General features: G+C 62.5%; 14 protein-coding genes and 5 tRNA genes. 11 read left to right on the forward strand and 8 right to left on the reverse strand.

All coding sequences use genetic code 11. The annotated features are described in order from the left end of the window. The first annotated feature begins 1 nt into the window (after position 1). The 8 genes from RAE21_RS02125 (at position 2) to RAE21_RS02160 (ending at position 4,109) form a co-directional block, all read left to right on the forward strand. Complete coding sequence (locus RAE21_RS02125) at positions 2-1,213, forward strand: O-succinylhomoserine sulfhydrylase (protein WP_313879935.1); 1,212 nt, start codon at positions 2-4, stop codon at positions 1,211-1,213. 1 nt (position 1,214) lies between these two features. Then, complete coding sequence (gltX, locus tag RAE21_RS02130) at positions 1,215-2,615, forward strand: glutamate--tRNA ligase (protein WP_313879936.1); 1,401 nt, start codon at positions 1,215-1,217, stop codon at positions 2,613-2,615. A gap of 75 nt (positions 2,616-2,690) precedes the next feature. Continuing rightward, positions 2,691-2,766: transfer RNA gene (locus RAE21_RS02135), tRNA-Ala, on the forward strand. 32 nt (positions 2,767-2,798) lie between these two features. Continuing rightward, positions 2,799-2,874: transfer RNA gene (locus tag RAE21_RS02140), tRNA-Glu, on the forward strand. Between the two features lie 102 nt (positions 2,875-2,976). Beyond that, positions 2,977-3,053: transfer RNA gene (locus tag RAE21_RS02145), tRNA-Asp, on the forward strand. Between the two features lie 60 nt (positions 3,054-3,113). Next, positions 3,114-3,189 (forward strand) — tRNA-Glu (locus RAE21_RS02150). Between the two features lie 102 nt (positions 3,190-3,291). After that, a tRNA-Asp gene (locus RAE21_RS02155) sits at positions 3,292-3,368 on the forward strand. 81 nt (positions 3,369-3,449) lie between these two features. Continuing rightward, positions 3,450-4,109: a DUF1345 domain-containing protein gene (locus RAE21_RS02160; RefSeq protein ID WP_313879937.1), complete on the forward strand. Its 660-nt coding sequence runs from the start codon at positions 3,450-3,452 to the stop codon at positions 4,107-4,109. On the opposite strand, the gene RAE21_RS02165 is transcribed toward RAE21_RS02160, so the two are convergent. From RAE21_RS02165 to RAE21_RS02175, 3 genes are read right to left on the reverse strand one after another with little or no spacing between them, the layout of a single operon-like run. Beyond that, positions 4,106-5,038 (reverse strand): DMT family transporter, encoded by a 933-nt coding sequence (locus tag RAE21_RS02165; protein ID WP_313879938.1) that lies wholly within the window; start codon positions 5,036-5,038, stop codon positions 4,106-4,108. The two genes, RAE21_RS02160 and RAE21_RS02165, sit on opposite strands and share 4 nt — an antisense overlap. Beyond that, a complete protein-coding gene (locus tag RAE21_RS02170; RefSeq protein WP_313879939.1) occupies positions 5,039-5,533 on the reverse strand; it encodes a methylated-DNA--[protein]-cysteine S-methyltransferase in 495 nt (164 codons plus the stop codon). It lies immediately after the preceding gene. 39 nt (positions 5,534-5,572) lie between these two features. Then, on the reverse strand, positions 5,573-7,150 hold the full coding sequence (locus tag RAE21_RS02175; protein WP_313879940.1) for an Ada metal-binding domain-containing protein: 1,578 nt from the start codon (positions 7,148-7,150) through the stop codon (positions 5,573-5,575). 120 nt (positions 7,151-7,270) lie between these two features. Between RAE21_RS02175 and RAE21_RS02180 the strand changes: the two genes are divergently transcribed. From RAE21_RS02180 to RAE21_RS02190, 3 genes are read left to right on the forward strand one after another with little or no spacing between them, the layout of a single operon-like run. Beyond that, a complete protein-coding gene (locus RAE21_RS02180; RefSeq protein ID WP_313879941.1) occupies positions 7,271-8,671 on the forward strand; it encodes a phosphomannomutase/phosphoglucomutase in 1,401 nt (466 codons plus the stop codon). Next, complete coding sequence (waaC, locus tag RAE21_RS02185; protein WP_313879942.1) at positions 8,668-9,723, forward strand: lipopolysaccharide heptosyltransferase I; 1,056 nt, start codon at positions 8,668-8,670, stop codon at positions 9,721-9,723. Before RAE21_RS02180 ends, waaC begins: the two co-directional genes overlap by 4 nt. 17 nt (positions 9,724-9,740) lie before the next feature. Beyond that, positions 9,741-11,123 (forward strand): 3-deoxy-D-manno-octulosonic acid transferase, encoded by a 1,383-nt coding sequence (locus RAE21_RS02190; protein WP_428984053.1) that lies wholly within the window; start codon positions 9,741-9,743, stop codon positions 11,121-11,123. Here RAE21_RS02190 and RAE21_RS02195 read toward each other — a convergent pair. The 5 genes from RAE21_RS02195 to RAE21_RS02215 are packed head-to-tail and all read right to left on the reverse strand — an operon-like array spanning position 11,101 to position 17,864. Then, positions 11,101-12,435 carry a TolC family outer membrane protein gene (locus tag RAE21_RS02195; protein WP_313879943.1) on the reverse strand — a complete coding sequence of 445 codons (1,335 nt, stop codon included), beginning with the start codon at positions 12,433-12,435 and terminating at the stop codon, positions 11,101-11,103. The two genes, RAE21_RS02190 and RAE21_RS02195, sit on opposite strands and share 23 nt — an antisense overlap. 52 nt (positions 12,436-12,487) lie before the next feature. After that, positions 12,488-12,829 (reverse strand): rhodanese-like domain-containing protein, encoded by a 342-nt coding sequence (locus tag RAE21_RS02200; protein WP_313879944.1) that lies wholly within the window; start codon positions 12,827-12,829, stop codon positions 12,488-12,490. A gap of 17 nt (positions 12,830-12,846) precedes the next feature. Next, entirely contained in the window at positions 12,847-13,500 is a 654-nt protein-coding gene (locus RAE21_RS02205; RefSeq protein WP_313879945.1) for a protein-L-isoaspartate O-methyltransferase family protein, read from the reverse strand. Between the two features lie 42 nt (positions 13,501-13,542). Continuing rightward, entirely contained in the window at positions 13,543-16,731 is a 3,189-nt protein-coding gene (locus RAE21_RS02210; protein WP_313879946.1) for an efflux RND transporter permease subunit, read from the reverse strand. Further along, entirely contained in the window at positions 16,731-17,864 is a 1,134-nt protein-coding gene (locus RAE21_RS02215; protein WP_313879947.1) for an efflux RND transporter periplasmic adaptor subunit, read from the reverse strand. The genes RAE21_RS02210 and RAE21_RS02215 overlap by 1 nt, the downstream gene beginning before the upstream one ends. Position 17,865 lies beyond the last annotated feature (1 nt).

The following is a 17,865-nucleotide window of genomic DNA, read 5'->3' on the forward strand; positions in this document are numbered from 1 at the left end:
CATGAAGCAAATTCCCTTACCCGAAGGCCTGCACAACGACACCCTAGCGGTGCGTGCGGCCCTGGAGCGCAGCCAATACGGCGAAAACTCGGAAGGTCTGTACCTGACCAGCGGCTATGTGCAACACAGCGCAGCCTCCAGCGCCGCGCGGTTTGCGATGGAAGAAGAGGGTTTCACGTATTCCCGCGTAAGCAACCCCACCGTTACAAGCATGGAAATCCGGCTGGCGGCGCTCGAGGGCACCGAAGCGGCTATTGCCACCTCGTCCGGCATGTCGGCGATTTTGTTGCTGGGCATGGCGCTGCTGAAGGCAGGCGACCATGTGATTTGTTCGCAATCGGTGTTCGGCTCGGTCATTCCGATGTTCAGCCGCGAGTTTGCCAAGTTCGGAGTGGAAACCACCTTCGTGTCGCAAACCGACATTGAAGCTTGGAAGGCCGCCGTGCGCCCCACCACCAAACTGCTGTTTGCGGAGACGCCGACCAACCCGCTCACCGAGGTGTGCGACATCCAGGCCTTGGCCGATATTGCCCACAGCGGAGGCGCCTTTTTGGCGGTAGACAATTGTTTCGCCACCCCCGTGTTGCAGCGTCCGGCCAGCATGGGCGCCGATTTCATCATCCACTCTGGCACCAAGTTTTTGGATGGCCAAGGCCGTGTGATGGCAGGCGCCATTTGCTGCACCCAGAAGCAACGTGACGACATGTTTTTACCCGTGATCCGCACCTGCGGCATGGTGCTGGCGCCTTTTAACGCGTGGGTTTTGCTCAAGGGCATGGAAACCTTGGCTCTGCGCGTGAAGGCCCAGTCGGAGACCACGCTGGCCCTGGCCCATTGGCTGGAAGCCCAGCCGCAAGTCGCCCGGGTGTATTACCCCGGCTTGCCTAGCCACCCGCAACACGAGTTGGCCATGCGCCAGCAGTCCGGCTGCGGTGGCGCGGTGTTGTCCTTTGAGGTGAAGGCACCGGATGTGGATACTGCGCGCAAAAACGCATTCCATGTGCTCGACAGCATGCAGGTGCTCTCGCTGTGCACTAATCTTGGCGACACCAAAACGCTGGCGGCGCACCCTGCCAGCACCTCGCACGGCCGCTTGTCGGAAGTGCAGCGTCAGGCGGCTGGCATCGGCCAAGGCCTGATTCGCGTGGCCGTAGGCCTGGACCATATCAATGACATCACCGCCGATCTGGCGCGTGGTTTGCAAACTATCTGACATGAGCAAAATCCGCACTCGCATTGCCCCTTCGCCTACCGGCTTTTTGCACCTGGGCACCGCCCGCACCGCGCTGTATTCCTGGGCTTATGCCCGCCACTTCGGTGGCGAGTTTGTGCTGCGCATTGAAGACACCGACGTAGCCCGCTCCACCCAGGACTCGGTGGACCAGATTCTGGAATCCATGCGCTGGCTGGGGCTGGAGTACGACGAAGGCCCGGTGTACCAGATGCAGCGCCTGGAGCGCTACAAGGCCGTGGTGGAGCAGCTGATTGCAGAAGGGAAGGCCTATTACTGCTACAGCACCCCCGAAGAACTCGATGCGGTGCGCGAGGCCAAGAAGGCCCGTGGTGAAAAAGCGCTGTACGACGGCACTTGGCGCCCCGCACCCGGCAAAACCTTGCCCGCCATTCCTGAAGGCGTTAAACCGGTGGTGCGCTTCTGCAACCCACCGGATGGCGAGGTGACCTGGAATGACTTGGTAAAAGGCCCCATCACCATCAGCAACCGCGAGATTGATGACCTCATCATCGTTCGCACGGATGGCATTCCGACCTACAACTTTGCGGTGGTGGTGGACGATTGGGATATGCAGATCAGTCACGTGTTCCGTGGCGATGAGCACATCAACAACACGCCTTGGCAGATCAATATCTTTCATGCGCTCGGTGCGCCTTTGCCCGAGTTCGGCCACTGCCCGGTCATTCTGGGTGACGATGGTCAGAAGCTCTCCAAGCGCCGCGGTGCCGTGAGTGTGACCGCCTACGAAGAGGGCGGCTATCTGCCCGAAGCCATGTTGAACTACCTGGCCCGCCTGGGTTGGAGCCATGGCGACGAAGAGCTGTTCAGTCGTGAGCAGCTGGTGAGCTGGTTCGACGGCACCCACCTGAACAAGAGCCCCGCGCAGTGGGACCCCGCCAAGTTGCTGTGGGTCAACGCGCACTACATCAAGCAAGCCGATAACGCACGCTTGGCGCCACTGGTGGCCGTGCAATTGGCCAAGCAGGGCGTTCAGCTGGCAGACGATGTCATTGCCAACCATTTGCCTTTGGTGTGCGGTTTACTCAAAGACCGTTGTGACACCACCGTGTCGCTCGCGACCTGGGCTGCCAAGTTTTATGCGGACTTGCAGGTGGACCCTGCAGAGCTGGCCCAACACGTGACCGATGCAGTCAAGCCCGCCATTGCGGCCCTGGCGGCCAAGCTGGCCGATTGCGCATGGGAGAAGGCTGCGATCGCCGCGGTGATCAAAGAAGTCTTGGCTGCACACAGCCTCAAGATGCCCCAGTTGGCCATGCCGGTCCGCGTGCTGGTTATGGGCACTGCGCAAACGCCTTCGCTGGATGCCGTACTGGAACTCAGCGGTAAAACAAAAGTTTTGGAGCGACTTGCTAAAGCCTGAAAAACTTGTATATAATTTGAGGCTCGGAAGTTGATAACAAAGCTAACCAAAAATTAGTAATGTCATCAGGAAATTGGGGGTATAGCTCAGCTGGGAGAGCGCTTGCATGGCATGCAAGAGGTCAGCGGTTCGATCCCGCTTACCTCCACCAATTCTTCTGAAACGGATTAGTTCCAAGGTTTTGACCCTATCGTCTAGAGGCCTAGGACATCACCCTTTCACGGTGAGTACCGGGGTTCGAATCCCCGTAGGGTCGCCAAGTTTTACCGCAAGGTAAACGGCAACAAGTCGGTAACAGCTTCTGCAAGGAAGCGACTTGGCTCCGAGTCGAAAGACACAGAGCGAATGGTTACCGCTACCAGGAGTGGTAGTTCAGTTGGTTAGAATACCGGCCTGTCACGCCGGGGGTCGCGGGTTCGAGTCCCGTCCACTCCGCCAAATTTTGAAAAAGCCGTTGTTAAATCAACGGCTTTTTTCTTGAAGAGTTTTCTAGGTTTTGACCCTATCGTCTAGAGGCCTAGGACATCACCCTTTCACGGTGAGTACCGGGGTTCGAATCCCCGTAGGGTCGCCAAGTTTTACCGCAAGGTAAACGGCAACAAGTCGGTAACAGCTTCTGCAAGGAAGCGACTTGGCTCCGAGTCGAAAGACACAGAGCGAATGGTTACCGCTACCAGGAGTGGTAGTTCAGTTGGTTAGAATACCGGCCTGTCACGCCGGGGGTCGCGGGTTCGAGTCCCGTCCACTCCGCCAAATTCAAGAAGCCGTTGCATGTACTTGCAACGGCTTTTTTGTTTTCTCTTGGCCCTGCCGTCACGGTTGCACAATCAAGCTATGTGGATACATCGACTGTCTCGCACCACCGGACATCAGCGCTTGGTGATCGGCGCCTGTGTGGGGGCTGTGGCAGCGATGGTCCCCAGCCCTTGGCCCATCGAACTGCAGGGGCTGATCGCCTGGATTTGTGGTGCCAGCACCTATTTGGTCTTGGCATGGCGGTTGGCGATGGTGTTTAACGCGGACAGCACCCGGTCGCGCGCGCAATCGCAGGATCAGCCGAGTGTGATCTGGTTCAGCCTTTTGCTTTTGTCAGTATTCGCGAGTGTGGCGGCCATTGCGATGCTCTTGTCCAATAGCCGCGACATGGCATTGATGACCCGAGTGGGCCATGTTTTGGTGTCGCTATTGGCGCTGATGAGCTCGTGGCTGCTGATGCAATGCATTTTTGCCTTTCGCTACGCGCATCTGTACTACCAGACCGAGCTCAAAGGCCACCCCGCGGGTGGGGGCTTGCAGTTTCCGGGCGTTCTGCCGCCCGACTATTTCGACTTTTTGTACTACGCCCATGTGGTGGGCATGACATCCCAGGTGTCGGATGTGGTGGTGACGTCCCGATCCATGCGCCACCTGACGCTGCTGCACAGTCTCGCGGCCTTTGCCTTCAACATGATGGTGTTGGCCTTGAGTGTGAATGTGATGGCTGGGTTGCTTTAGTCACCCGGTGGCAAAGGCGCCTTGCCCCAGGATAGCAAGCCCGTGGAGAGCGAGGTGCCCAGCATGATGACTGCGCCGCACAAGCCCATCCACAGCGTGACCGACTCCCCGAGCAGCACCACGCCATACAAAATGGCGAACACCGGAATAGCGTAGGTGACGGACAAGGCGCGCGACGGGCCTGTGCGCTCGATCAGGCGGAAGAAAATCACATAGGCTAAGCCAGTACACACCACACCGAGAGCAATCACTGCTCCCCAGGCCTGCAAAGGCGCGGGTTCGGCGGGCCACGTCCAGATGGCAAGCGGCAACAGGGCTAAAGAGGCGCCCAATTGGCTGCCGGTGGCGAGCACCAAAGACGGTACGCCCGGCAAAAAACGGCGAGTGAAGCTGGCTGAAATGCCATAGAACAGGCAAGCTGTTAAGCAAGCGATCACGGCCAGCGTGCTGGAGCCTGCCCCCGGAGCGCCAGCTGCGTCACGGTTCAGTGCCAACATGGCCACGCCCAAAAATCCAACCACCAGCCCGAGGACGCGTGAACCCTGCAATTTGTCGCCCAACCACCACCAGGCAATAGCCGCGCCGAAGAGTGGCACGGTGGCGTTGAGTAAGGCTGACAGGCCAGTGGAAATCGACAACAACGCCCAAGACAGGCAGGCAAATGGAATCGCAGAATTCAGAACGCCCACGGTAAAGCACAACTTCCAGTGCTGGCGCAGGGCAGGCAACTGACCACGCAAAGCGAGCAAAGGCAGCAAAAACAGGCTGGCAATGCAGACGCGCAAACCCGCGGTGGGCAGCGCACCAAACGCCTTGCCGCTGGTGCGCATGAACAAAAACGAGGCCCCCCAGATCGCGGCTAACAACACGAAGTCAAAGACCCACGCTGGTGCTGCGGGCGAGGGTGGGGGGGTAGTGGTGGCGCTCACTCAGGGCTTTCGTTGTTCGAGGTTCAGTAATGCGGCTTTGCGGTCCACGCCACCGGCGTACCCGGTCAGGCTGCCGTTGCTGCCGAGCACGCGGTGGCAAGGCACCACGATGCTCAAGGGGTTGCGCCCGACGGCAGCCGCAACTGCCCGCACTGCGGAGGGCCTTCCGATCTGCTGGCTCAAGGTCGAGTAGCTGATGGTAACGCCGCAAGGAATCTCCAAGAGCGCTCGCCAGACTGATTGCTGAAAGGCGGTGCCGTTGCTCAAGTCAAGCGGCAGCGAAAACTGGCTGCTCTCACCGGCAAAGTAGGCGGCCAGTTGCGCTTGTGCCTCGGTGATCGTAGGGTGATCGCTGAACGGCAGCCCAGTGAAGTCGGGATAGTGTTTTTGCTGTTCAAACCAGACCCCGAGCAGGCCGGCATCATGGCCGGCGAGCAGCATGGAGCCCAAGGGGCTGGTCCAGCGGGATAGGCGTGCGGTGGTGGGAATTTTCATGAAATAGGCCTCTAGCGCTCATGGAATATGCGCAAATAGCTATGTTTTTGATAGTGACTGCCAAGCGCGTACGGTGGCATAGCCCCGCCAGGGCCGCCAGCGTTGTGACAGAGCCTCAGCTGCCGTAGCGGGGTTGCTGGCCTCACGCACGCCGAGTGCGGACTGCAACGCGACATCGCCCGAAGGAAACGCATCCGGCCAGCGCAGCGCCCGCAAGGCGATGTAGTGCGCGGTCCATGCGCCTATGCCGGGTAAGGACTGCAGTTGCGCCATAGTGGCAGCTACATCACCGCCGGGTTGCAGGTGCAGTGCGCCGGATTGCACCGCGTGGGCGAGCGACAGAATCGCTTGTTGCCGTTGCTTGACGAGGCCCAGGCGGCCTAATGCATCAGGCGACAGCGCAGCGAGCGTGGCGGCGTCCGGAAAGCAACGCGCCAAACCTTCAGGCGCTTGGGCTAGTGGAATGCCGCAATGGTCCACCAGCCGTGCGGTCAGGGTGCGGGCGGCCTTCACGGTGATTTGTTGGCCCAAGATGGCGCGCACAGCCAGCTCCAGCCCGTCCAGGGTGCCGGGCACCCGCATGCCTTCACTCCCCGCAAAGTCGGCGCACAACATCGGGTCCATCGCAGCCGGGTCCGCATCCAGGTCCAGCCAGGCGCGTATGCGGGTCAGCACTACTGGCAGGGCACTGGCCAATGACTCACTAATACGTAAATGAACCCGGTGTTGGTCCGTGACCCACTGCGCCTCGACCCACCCGCGCAGCATGGTGCCTTTGTGGGGCAAGCTGATAGAGCGCCGGATCAATCCCTTCGCTGCGTCCACCGATTCGACACCGGCAATGGCGCGGTTGGCAAAGAAATCCAGTAGGTGCTGGACGTTGTAGGGCGGGCGGTAAGCGGCTTGAAAACGGAAAGCTGCGGCCTCAGACGCCAGATCGCGCACTGGATCGCCGACCCTTGCCAGTGAAGTTGGCGACAAGTGTGAGGGGGGCCGTATCGACTTGCGCAGCGCCGTAGGTTGTAGCCGGTAATGCTGAACAAAGACGGCGTTGAAGCGGCGCACACTGGCAAATCCGCTGAGCACGGCTACGTCCGCCACGGGCAGCCTCGTGTCGGTGAGGAGCTGCTTGGCAGTCAGCAAGCGGCGGGTTTGCAAGTAGCGCAGTGGCGTAATGCCCCAATGTGCCTCGAAGATGCGGCGCAAGTGCCGGTCGCTGATACCCAGCCGGGCCGCGATGGATGCGATGCCCGGGGCGTCATCGGCTTGTGCGGGGTGTTCCATCAGGTCTGCGGCTTGCAATGCGAGCATGGCGCTGGCGTCTTGGGTGCTCCAGTGCAGTGCCGCGTTCTGCGCGGGTGCCAGCTCCGGGCGGCAGCGCAGGCAGGGGCGAAAGCCTGCAGCTTCTGCTTGGGCCGCGCGCTCAAAAAAGCGGCAGTTTTCTGCTTTGGGAGTGCGCACCCGACAGACCGGCCGGCAGTAAATGCCGGTGCTGGTTACCCCGGTGAAAAAGCGTCCGTCAAACCGGGCATCCCGCGCCTGCAGCGCCAGGTAGCGGCCAGCGTCGTCGGCTGGCGACTCTGGGGCAGGGTTGGCAAGGGGCTGGGTGGAGGGCATGCGGCTGATGATACGCAGCGCCGCCCGCCGGTGTAGCCGTTTCCGGACATGTGCCTGCCGCCTACAATCCAGCCCACCCGCCAGAAGGCGGTTTTGGCCCTATCTGAACCCTTGCGCTGCATGCTCCTGTCCCCCCGAATTTTCAAAGCCTACGACATCCGCGGTACCGTACCCTCCACGCTGTCGCCCGAGGTGGCACACCTGCTGGGCCGTGCCTTTGGCGCGCTGGTGCGCGAGCAGGGCGGCGGTGTGGTGGCGGTGGGCCGCGATGGCCGGCTGAGCAGCCCTGCGTTGGTAGAGGCGCTGATACTTGGCCTGTCACATGCGGGCGTGCAGGTGATCGACATCGGCCAGAGCACTACGCCGCAGCTGTACTTCGCAACCCACACCCTGTGCCAGCACGGCATTCAGGTGACCGGCAGCCACAACCCCAAAAACGACAACGGCTTCAAGATGGTGTTGCACCGCCAGGCCTTGTATGGCGACGCGGTGCAGGACCTGCGCCAGCGCATGGAGGCGCTGCTGGCGAGCCCGGTCGCTGACGTGGCGCCCTTGCCTGCCACGCCTGTGCAAATGGCTGATGTGCTGCCCGCCTACCGCGCGCGCATCGTCCAAGACATTCAGCTGGCCCGCCGCATGAAGGTGGTGGTGGACAGCGGTAATGGCGTAGCCGGTGCCAGCGCGCCTGATTTGTTGCGCGCTATCGGCTGCGAGGTGCAGGAACTGCACAGCGTGGTGGATGGCAACTTTCCAAACCATCACCCCGACCCCAGCCGCCCTGAAAACTTGGCGGACCTGGTGCGCGCCTTGCGCGATGGCGATGCCGAAGTGGGCTTGGCCTTCGATGGCGATGGCGACCGCGTGGCGGTGGTCACCCGCGATGGGGCAACCATCCATACCGACCGACAGCTGATGTTGCTGGCCCCCGATGTGCTGACGCGCCACCCCGGCGCAGCGATCGTGTTCGATGCCAAATGCAGCCAAGGATTGGCCCCGGTGATCGAGGCCGCCGGCGGCATGCCGGTGATGGACCGCACCGGCCACTCGCTGATCAAAGCCAAGATGCGCGAGTTAAATGCCCCTTTGGGCGGCGAGGTCAGCGGCCACTTGTTTTTCGGCGACCGCTGGTTCGGCTTTGACGACGGCACCTATGCCGCCTGTCGCCTGCTGGAAGTGCTGAGCCGCAGTGCGGACGCCAACGCCGTGCTGCACGCGCTACCCGATAGCTACATTACTCCTGAACTGCACATTGCCTGCCAAGAGGGCGAAGCCCATGCCTTGGTGGATCAGCTACTCGCCACACTCACACCGGGTGCATATGCCCGCCTCAACACCGTAGACGGTCTGCGCGTGGACTGGCCCGATGGCTTCGGCCTGCTGCGAGCCTCCAACACCACCCCGGTGCTAGTGATGCGCTGCGAAGGCCGCACGCCCGAAGCGCTGGCCCGCATTCAGGCCTTGCTGATGGAGTGGGTGCGCCGCATCCGACCCGATGCCATGCTCGTGGAGGCTTCCCATTGAAAGCGCCTCAAAAGATTTTGATCGTCAAACTCTCGTCTTTGGGAGATGTGGTGCATGCGATGCCGGCAGTGCAAGACCTGCGCGCCGCATTTCCCCGGGCCCGCATTGACTGGGTGGTGGAGCGCGGCTTTGCGCCGCTGGTGGCGCGCTGCGAAGGCGTGGCGCGTGTGATTCCGTGTGACATCCGCGCCTGGAGCAAAAAGCCATTTGCCGCTGTGACCCGTGCCGCTTGGCGCAGCTTCAAGGAGGACCTGCAGCAAGACGCCTATGACGCAGTGATTGACCTGCAAGGCCTGAGCAAGTCCGCACTGGTGGCTTGGCTTGCCCGCACCACGCCGGAAGGGCGCCGCTACGCTATGGCCAACCAGACCAAAGGCTCGGGCTACGAGGCGCCCACCCGCTGGGTGGCCGACACGGCCGTCACGCTGGAGCCCCATGTGCATGCGGTGCAGCGCGGTCGCTTGCTGTGTGCCCAGGCACTGGGCTACACCCATGCAGAGGCGCTGCGCTTCGGGCTGGTGGGCAAGGATTGCGCCTTGAGTGCGCCGCTGCCCAAACACCTGGGCCATGCTGAAAACCCCTTTGTGCCCCGCAAGCCGCTGGTGGCGCTGGTGCACGGCACCTCGCGGGCCGACAAAGAATGGCCACTGGACCACTGGGTGGCCTTGGGCCGCCGGTTGAACAACGCTGGCTTTTGTGTGGCCTTGCCCCATGCCGGCGCCCGCGAGCTGGAGACCAGCCGGGCGATCGCCGCCGGGCTGGAGTCTGCGTGGGTATTGCCCGCCGTGGGGCTGGATGTGCTGACTGACACCTTGGCCCATTGCGCAGGCGTGGTCGGGGTAGACAGCGGCGTGAGCCATATTGCGGTCGCACTCGACCTGCCGCATGTGCAGATCTACAACTTCGACACCGCCTGGCGCACCGGCCCGGCAGCGCTGGATGCGCGGGGTAAGCCCGCGCGGCAATGCAGCGTTTTCGAAGAGCCGTACCCGGATGTGGAATCCGTGTGGTCCGCGTGGGAGTCGCTGGCGACCCCCGTGCTGAGCCGCTGAATCTGCGCCCACCCACCATGATGATGCGTGCCCTCTATTCCTTGTTGACCTATGCCGCCCAGCCTTGGGTGCGCCGCAAACTGGCCCGCCGCGCCCAAGTAGAGCCGCTGTATGGCGAATGGGTGGAGCAGCGTTTCGGCCATTACGACGATGCGGTTCACTTCGCCCCACGGCCTGCCGCCGCAGCGGGTGGTGCACCGGTGGTCTGGTTGCACGCAGTGTCACTGGGTGAAACCCGTGCCGCTGTCGCTTTGCTGGCGCGCTTGCGCGAGAGCCTGCCTGGCATGCGCCTGGTGCTGACCCACGGCACCGCCACAGGCCGTGAGGCTGGCAAGGCTTTGCTGCAGCCGGGCGATGTGCAGGTCTGGCAGCCGTGGGACACGCCCTCAGCGGTGGGCCGCTTTTTGGCGCACTTCCGGCCTGACGTGGGCCTGCTTATGGAGACTGAGGTCTGGCCCAACCTGGTGGCCGGCTGCGCACAGCGCGGCGTGCCCCTGTGCCTGGTCAACGCCCGCATGAGCGACAAGACCTACCAGCAATCCCGGCGCCTGCGCTGGCTGGCCGGCCCGGCCTATCGTGGCCTGCATGCGGTGTGGGCCCAGAGCGAAGCGGATGCCCAGCGCCTGCGCGCCTTGGGTGCGCCAGTGCAAGCTGTCTTGGGCAATTTCAAATTCGACGCCACCCCCAACGCCGCGCTGCTGGCCCAGGGCCGTGCTTGGCGCGCAGGCGCGGGTCGCCCGGTGCTGATGTTTGCCAGCTCGCGGGAAGGCGAAGAGCAGATGCTGCTCGACGTTTTGAAACAAAAGTGGCCTTTAGCGCAGGTGGATATTGCACAAGCAGCTCCTGAATCGATAGCAAATAGCGCGCAAACCAGCGCACGAATGCCCTTCCAGCTGCTGGTGGTGCCACGCCATCCGCAGCGCTTTGCCGAAGTCGCGCAGTTGTTTGCCGATGCCGGTTACACCGTGTCCCGCCGCAGCCAATGGGGTGAAGGACCAGAGAATGCGGACCTGTGGGTGGGCGACTCGCTGGGTGAAATGGCGCTGTACTTCGGCATGGCCCATGTGGCTTTGCTGGGTGGCAGCTTTGCGCCCTTGGGCGGGCAGAACCTGATCGAGGCAGCGGCCTGCGGTGTGCCGGTTTTCATGGGCCCGCACCTTTTCAATTTCACAGAAGCCTCCACGCTGGCGGCGGAGGCCGGCGCCGCCCAGCGGTGCGAGGGCATCGCCCACGCCGTGACGGAAGCGGCGGCAACGGCGGGTGATGCTGCCCGCTTGCACGGCATGCAAGACGCGGCTCTGGGCTTGGGTGCCGCGCACCGCGGCGCTGCATTGAAAACGGCCACCGAAGTGGCCGCTGTCGTGCGCCGGATCGCTATTACGGCACCAGCTGGCTGTTGATGGGCGCGAGGTCGTCGGCCTTCAGGGTGCCGGCTGCCTGCTTGAGCTTCAGGCCGCCGACCAACACGTCGTAACGCGCCTTGGACAAACTGGCCTTGGTGCTGAACAACTGGCTCTGGCTGTTGAGCACATCGATGTTGATGCGCACACCTACCTGGTAGCCCAGCTTGTTGGCCTCCAAAGCGCTCTGGCTGGAGGCCTCGGCAGCTTCCAGCGCCTTGACCTGTGCCTGCCCGCTTTGCACTCCGAAGAATGCGGTGCGGGTGGCCTGCGCGATCGTGCGACGGCTGGCTTCGAGGTCGGTGCGGGCCTTGTCTTCGAGCGCCAGGGTTTCCTTGATGCGGTTTTGGGTGGCAAAGCCGGCAAACAAAGGCAGGTTGAAGCTCAAGCCCACGGTCGCCACATTCACCCGGGTATCGGCCACGGCGGTCGAGGTTCCGTTGTTGTTGACCGCGGAGTAGCTGCCCGTGAGGTCGAGGGTGGGTTTGTGGCCGGCTTCGGCTTTGGTGGTTTCGAGTTGGGCCACATCCAGCGCCACCTTGAGTTGGGTCAGCGCCGGATGCTGGGCATCCGCTTGCTGCACCCAGGCTTCGGGGTTGGCCGGCTCCAGCGGTGCCAAAACGACCGGCGCTGCCAAGGGCTTGGGGCTGGCATTACTCATGCCGACCAGCTGGTTGAGGGCGATGGTTTTGACTCGAAGATCGTTCTCCGCCGCGAGTTCCTGGGCGACCACCAGATCAAAGCGGGCCTGGGCTTCGCGGGTGTCGGTGATGGTGGAGGTGCCCACCTCGAAATTGCGCTTGGCAGACGCGAGTTGCTCAGCCACAGCCGCTTTCTGGGCTTTGACGAAGGTCAGGCTGTCGGTGGAGGCCAGTACATCAAAATAGGCTTGGCTCACCCGCACGATCAGGTCTTGTTCGGCGGACTGCAGCTGGGCTTTTGCGGCTTCTACGCTCTTCATGCCTTGGTCGTAATTGGCCTTGTTGACAGGGCGGTACAGAGGCTGCGAGGCACTGATCGTGGCAGTTTGCGCGCCAAAGCTGCGATCGGGGTTGGGCAGCACTTCCTGGTTGGAGCGGCTTGCGCCGAGGGCAAAGTTGGCACTGGGCAGCAACAAGGCTTTGGCTTGCTCTGCTTTGGCCAGGTTGGCATCAAACAAGCTCTTGGCGGACTGGTAGCTGGCGTCATAACCGCGCGCAGCGGTGTAGAGGTCTTGCAGGCTTTGGGCCGATGCCGGCACGGCGGCGCCGAAACCGGCGACGGCCAGCGCCATGGTCAACACAGGCAGGCGAGGGGTGAAAAGGCGGTGCATGAAGGGCTTTCTCAGTCGGAAGGTCAAAAAACAGGGTCTCGGGGCGGTGCGGTCAGTAGCGTGGCACGGTGCTGTCGCGCTCGGCCGACCAGGCCTCAATACCGCCGGCGATATTGGCCAGCTCTGCGAAGCCGCGGCTTTGCAGAAACATGGCAACTTGCATGCTGCGCGCACCGTGGTGGCACAAGCAGGCAATCGGCCGGTCGGTGGGCAGCTCGGTCAGGCGCACCGGTATCACCCCCATGGGAATCCCTATGACTTCGAATCCGTCCGGCACCACACTAGCCAAAGCCAGCTCGTGGGGCTCGCGCACATCCAGCACCAAGGGCTGGCCGCTGCCTTCGACGCTGGCGTACCAGGCCTCGAGGTCGGTGGGACGGATTTGACTGATCATGCGATTCGTTTCGGGGTTTAGAACTGGAAGCGTGCTGGTTCTGCAAAGCCTTGCAGGCGCTGGACCACGGTTTCCCAGGTGGCCGAGCTGCGGAAGTCGGTTTCGCTGGTGCGAGTCACGATGGTGCATTGCATGACCGGGTCATCGCCCACGATCACGCCCAAGCGACCGCCGATGGTCAGGTGTTTGAGCAGGTCTTGTGGAACCTGGCCGACCGAGCCGCTGAGGACGATCACATCAAACTTGCCTTCGGACGCACCCAGCTTGGAGCCATCGGCTTCACGCACGGTGACGTTGCCCAGCCCGGCTTTGGCCAGGTTGCTACGGGCCATGGCGGCGAGTTCCGGCACGATTTCCAGGGTCAACACCTGGCGTGCGCGGTGCGCCAGCAAGGCGGCCATGAAGCCGGAGCCTGCTCCGACTTCCAACACGGTTTCGTGGGGCTGCACCATCAGGTCTTGCAGCATGCGGGCTTCCAGACGGGGTGCCAGCATGCATTGGCCTGCAGGGAGCGGGATCTCAGTGTCGGCAAAAGCTAGGGCGCGGTGGGCTTCCGGCACAAAGTCTTCGCGGTGGATGGTGCCCAGCAACTCCAGCACCTGGAGGTCGAGCACATTCCAGGGACGGATTTGTTGCTCGATCATGTTGAAGCGGGCTTGGTTCGAATGCATGGCGAAGTTTCCTTGGGTCACGTTAAACAGGTGTGACAAATTTTACCGGCCGGGGGCGGGCGCTTTGCGCCATAGGCGCAGGGCCCAGGCCGCAAGGTCGTCCATGTAGCAATACACCACCGGCACGACCACCAGCGTCAAGAGCGAGGAGGTGATCACCCCGCCGATCACCGCTTGGCCCATGGGGGCGCGCATTTCGGCACCTTCACTCAGGGCAAAGGCCAGCGGCACCATGCCGAAGATCATGGCCAGGGTGGTCATCAAAATGGGGCGCAAGCGCACTTTGGCGGCCAGCAGCAAGGCCTCCGAGCGGGGCAGGCCCGGTACCGTGCGGCCCTGCGCGTCGGTGCTGTCTTCACGGGCGCGGATGGCAAAGTCCACCAGCAAAATCGCATTTTTGGTGACCAGGCCCATCAGCATCACCACCCCGATGATGGAGAACATGGAGAGCGTGGAGTTGAACATCATTAGCGCCAGCACCACGCCGATCAGCGTGAGCGGCAGAGATGTCATGAGCGCCAGCGGCTGCAAAAAGCTCTTGAATTGGCTGGCCAGAATCATGTAGATGAACACAATGGCCAGCACCAGCGCTGAGATGGCGTAACCAAAGGCCTCTGCCATGTCTTTGGTGGAGCCGCTGAATTTGTAGCTGTAGCCGGGCGGCAGGCTGATGCTGTCCATGGCGGCGCGGATGTCGGCAGACACTTCGCCCGCCGAGCGGCCTGACACGTTGCCGCTGATGGAGACTTCACGGGTCAGGTCGCGCCGGTTGATCTGGTTGGGGCCGGTGGAATCACGCACATTCGCCACCTGGTTGAGCCGGACGATGCGTGCACTGCCATCGGCATTGCTGCCCACGGTGAAGGGCAGTCGCTCCAGGTCCGCCGCGGCATTGCGCGCATCGGGTGCGAGGCGCACGTTCACGTCGTAGGTCTGGTCATCCGGTGCGCGCCAGTTGCCGACGGTCTTGCCGGCAATCAGGGTGCGCAGGCTGCTGCCGATCTGGGTGACGTTCAGCCCGAGGTCCGAGGCGGCTTCGCGTTTGACCTGCACTTCCAGCGTAGGCTTGTTGGGCTTCATGCTGGAGTCGAGGTCCACCAGGCCGGGCACATCGCGCACCTTCTCCAAGGCCAGGGTGGTCAGGCGTTCCAGCTCCCGGGTGTCCGGTCCTTGGATGGAGAACAGAATTTGCTTCTGGCCCCCCACCGAGTCCAGCAGACCCACGTGGGTGACGGTAATGCCCGCCACATTGCGCAGACGTTGGCGTAGCGTCACCGACATCTGGTCCACGCTCTGGTTGCGGTCTTTGCGGTCTACCAGCCGGATGTAGATGTTGGCGTAAATCTTTCCTTGGGCGTTGCCGGTGTTGATGGTGGTGAGGGTGTAGCGCACCTCCGGAAACTCGCGGATGATGGCTTCGACCTGCTTGGCCCGGGCTTCGGTGACCTCGAGCGACGAGCCCACCGGGGTGTTGAAGGTCAGCGAGGTTTCAGAGAAGTCGGACTTGGGCACAAACTCCGTCCCCAGCAAAGGCACCATGAAGACACTGCCGACAAAGATGGCCACCGCTATCAACACCGTGGCCAGCTTGTGCAGCAGCGCCCAGCGCAGGATGCTTTGGTACCCCTCTGCCAAGGTCTCGGTGCCGCGGTCGAACCAACCGGTCACCCGGCCAATCGTCTTGTCGTAAAGGCCCAAGGGGCCTTGGCTGCCATCCCGCGCTTTGCCGTGGTGTTCAATGCTCGGGTCGTGCCAGATGCTGGAGAGCATCGGGTCGAGGGTGAAGCTCACAAACATCGAAATCAGCACCGCCGCCACGATGGTGATGCCGAATTCGTGAAAAAACTTGCCGATGATGCCGCCCATGAACCCGATGGGCAGAAACACCGCCACGATGGACAGCGTGGTGGCCAGCACCGCGAGACCAATCTCCTGGGTGCCGTCCAGCGACGCTTGATAGGCGTTTTTGCCCATCTGCACGTGGCGCACGATGTTTTCGCGTACCACGATCGCATCGTCAATCAACAGGCCCACGCACAACGACAGGGCCATCAGGGTGATCATGTTGATGGTGAACCCGAAGGCATCCATGAACAGAAAGGTGCCGATCAGCGCAATCGGCAGCGTGAGGCCGGTAATGACGGTGGAGCGCCACGAGTTCAGGAACAAGAACACGATGAGCACGGTGAGCACCGCGCCCTCAATCAGCGTCTGGCGCACGTTGTTGACCGACACCCGGATCTGGCGCGAGCCATCGGTAATTTGCTCCAGCCGCACGCCCGGGGGCAGCTGTTTTTGCATCTCCGCCAGTGCTTTGACCAGGCCGTCCACTACCACGATCGTGTTTTCGTCTTGCGACTTCTGCACATTCATCAGCAGGGTGCGCTGGCCGTTGTAGAGGGCCAGGGTCTCGGCCTCCTGGGCGCCATCGGCCACACGGGCCACCTGGTCCAGCCGCACCGGGGTGCCATTTTTACGGGCCACGATGATGCGGCCGAAATCTTCGGGGCGCTGCATACGCGCTTGGATCTGGATCACCCGCTCCTGGGTGTCAGATTGCAGGGTGCCCAAGGGCAGGTCTTGGTTCTCCGCGGCGACCGCACTCACCACCTGGTCGGGCGTGATGCCGAACGACTCCAGCGCTTGCGGGTTCAGGTAGAGGTTGATTTCGCGCTTGGTACCCCCCACCAGGGTGACCGAGCCCACGCCGCGCACGTTCTCCAGCCGCTTTTTGAAATTCTGTTCTGCCCAGTTGGTCAGCTCTACCGCGCTCAGGGCGGTGCCGCTTTGGGTGTCGGGCAATACTGCTACCGACCAGACGGCTCGGGACGAGGGGTCAAACCGCAGGACGCGGGGTTCTTTGACTTCGCTGCGCAGCAGGGGTTTGACGGTGGCAATTTTCTCGCGCACGTCTTCTGCAGCTTTGCGGCCGTCCACATGCAGGCCGAATTCGATGATCACCAGGCTTTGGCCTTCGTAGCTGCGCGAGGTGAGCGCGTTGATGCCGGCAATGGCGTTCACGCCTTCTTCCACCTTTTTGGAGACTTCGCTCTCCACAATTTCGGGGGATGCGCCGGGGTAGTCGGTAATCACCACCACCACTGGAAAGTCGATGCTGGGGAACTGGTCTACCTGCAGACGCTGCAGGGAGAACATGCCCAACACCACCAGGGCCAGCATGACCATGGTGGCAAACACCGGGTTTTGCAAACTAACGCGGGTGAACCACATCAGTTGCTACCCGCTACGGTTTTGATAGCGGTACCCGCACGCAGTGCGCCGACGGCGCCCGAAAGCACTTGGCTGCCTTCTGTCAGCCCGGTCACCGCCACCATGGGCACGCCTTCGGCTTCGCCGCGCTCGCCCAGGGTCACGGTCTGGTGGGCGACCTTGTTGTCTTGTACCCATTGCACATAGGGCAGCGGTTTGTCGGTGCGAATGGTGGAGACCGGTACCGCCAGGGCGCGGCTGACTCCAATGGCAATGCTGCCCTGGGCAAACAGCCCTTGGCGCAGCCCTTCGGTCGTGTCCAGGCTCAGGTAGGCCAGCACGGACCGGCTACCGGCGACGGCGCTGGGGTTGATGCGCACCACTTTGCCGGTCAGGCTGCGGTTGGAGCCTTCAACATTCAGGCGCACGGCCTGGCCGACCTGCACCCCGATAGAGTCGGCCGCAGCGAGGCTGGCTTCCACTTCCAGGCGGTTCAGGTCCACCACTTCGAGCACCCGGGCGTCAATGGCCACGCGCTCGCCGGGTTGTGCCAGGCGCTGCGCAACCTGGCCGGTGATCGGGGCCCGCAGGACGGTGTCGTCCAGCGATTTGCGGGCGATGTCAGCTGCGGCCATGGCTGCGCGATACGAGGCTTCGGCGGCGGCGAGGCTGGCGCTGGAGGATTCAAGCGCGGTTTGCGAAATAAACCCCTGATCCACTAGCTTGCGGTTGTTGTCGAAGCTGCGGCGGGCAATGTCAACTTGGGCTTTGGTCGATTCAGCCTGTTGCTGGGCCTGGCGTGTGCGGGCTTGGTATTCGGTGGCGTCCACCCTTGCCAGAACCTGGCCGGTTTGCACCCGGTCACCTTCGCGCACCGTGAGGCCTTGCAATTCGCCGGCCACACGGGCTTTGACGAAGGCGGAGTTGACGGCCTTGATCGGGCCGGAGACCGGCAGGCTGCGGGTGAGGTCTAACGTCCGCGCTTGGATCAGGTCGCCCGGTGCCAGCTCCAGCCGCACCGGTACCTGCAGGGCGGCTTGTTGTGCCTCCAGGGTGGTTTTTTTTGCTTTGTTACTTGCAGCCAAGCGCAGGCCCACGCCGGCGAGTACCGCCACAGCGAGTGCTGCCGATGTCCATTTGATCCAAGGTTTCATG

It is taken from the genome of Rhodoferax potami, assembly GCF_032193765.1.
Lineage (GTDB): Bacteria > Pseudomonadota > Gammaproteobacteria > Burkholderiales > Burkholderiaceae_C > Allorhodoferax > Allorhodoferax potami.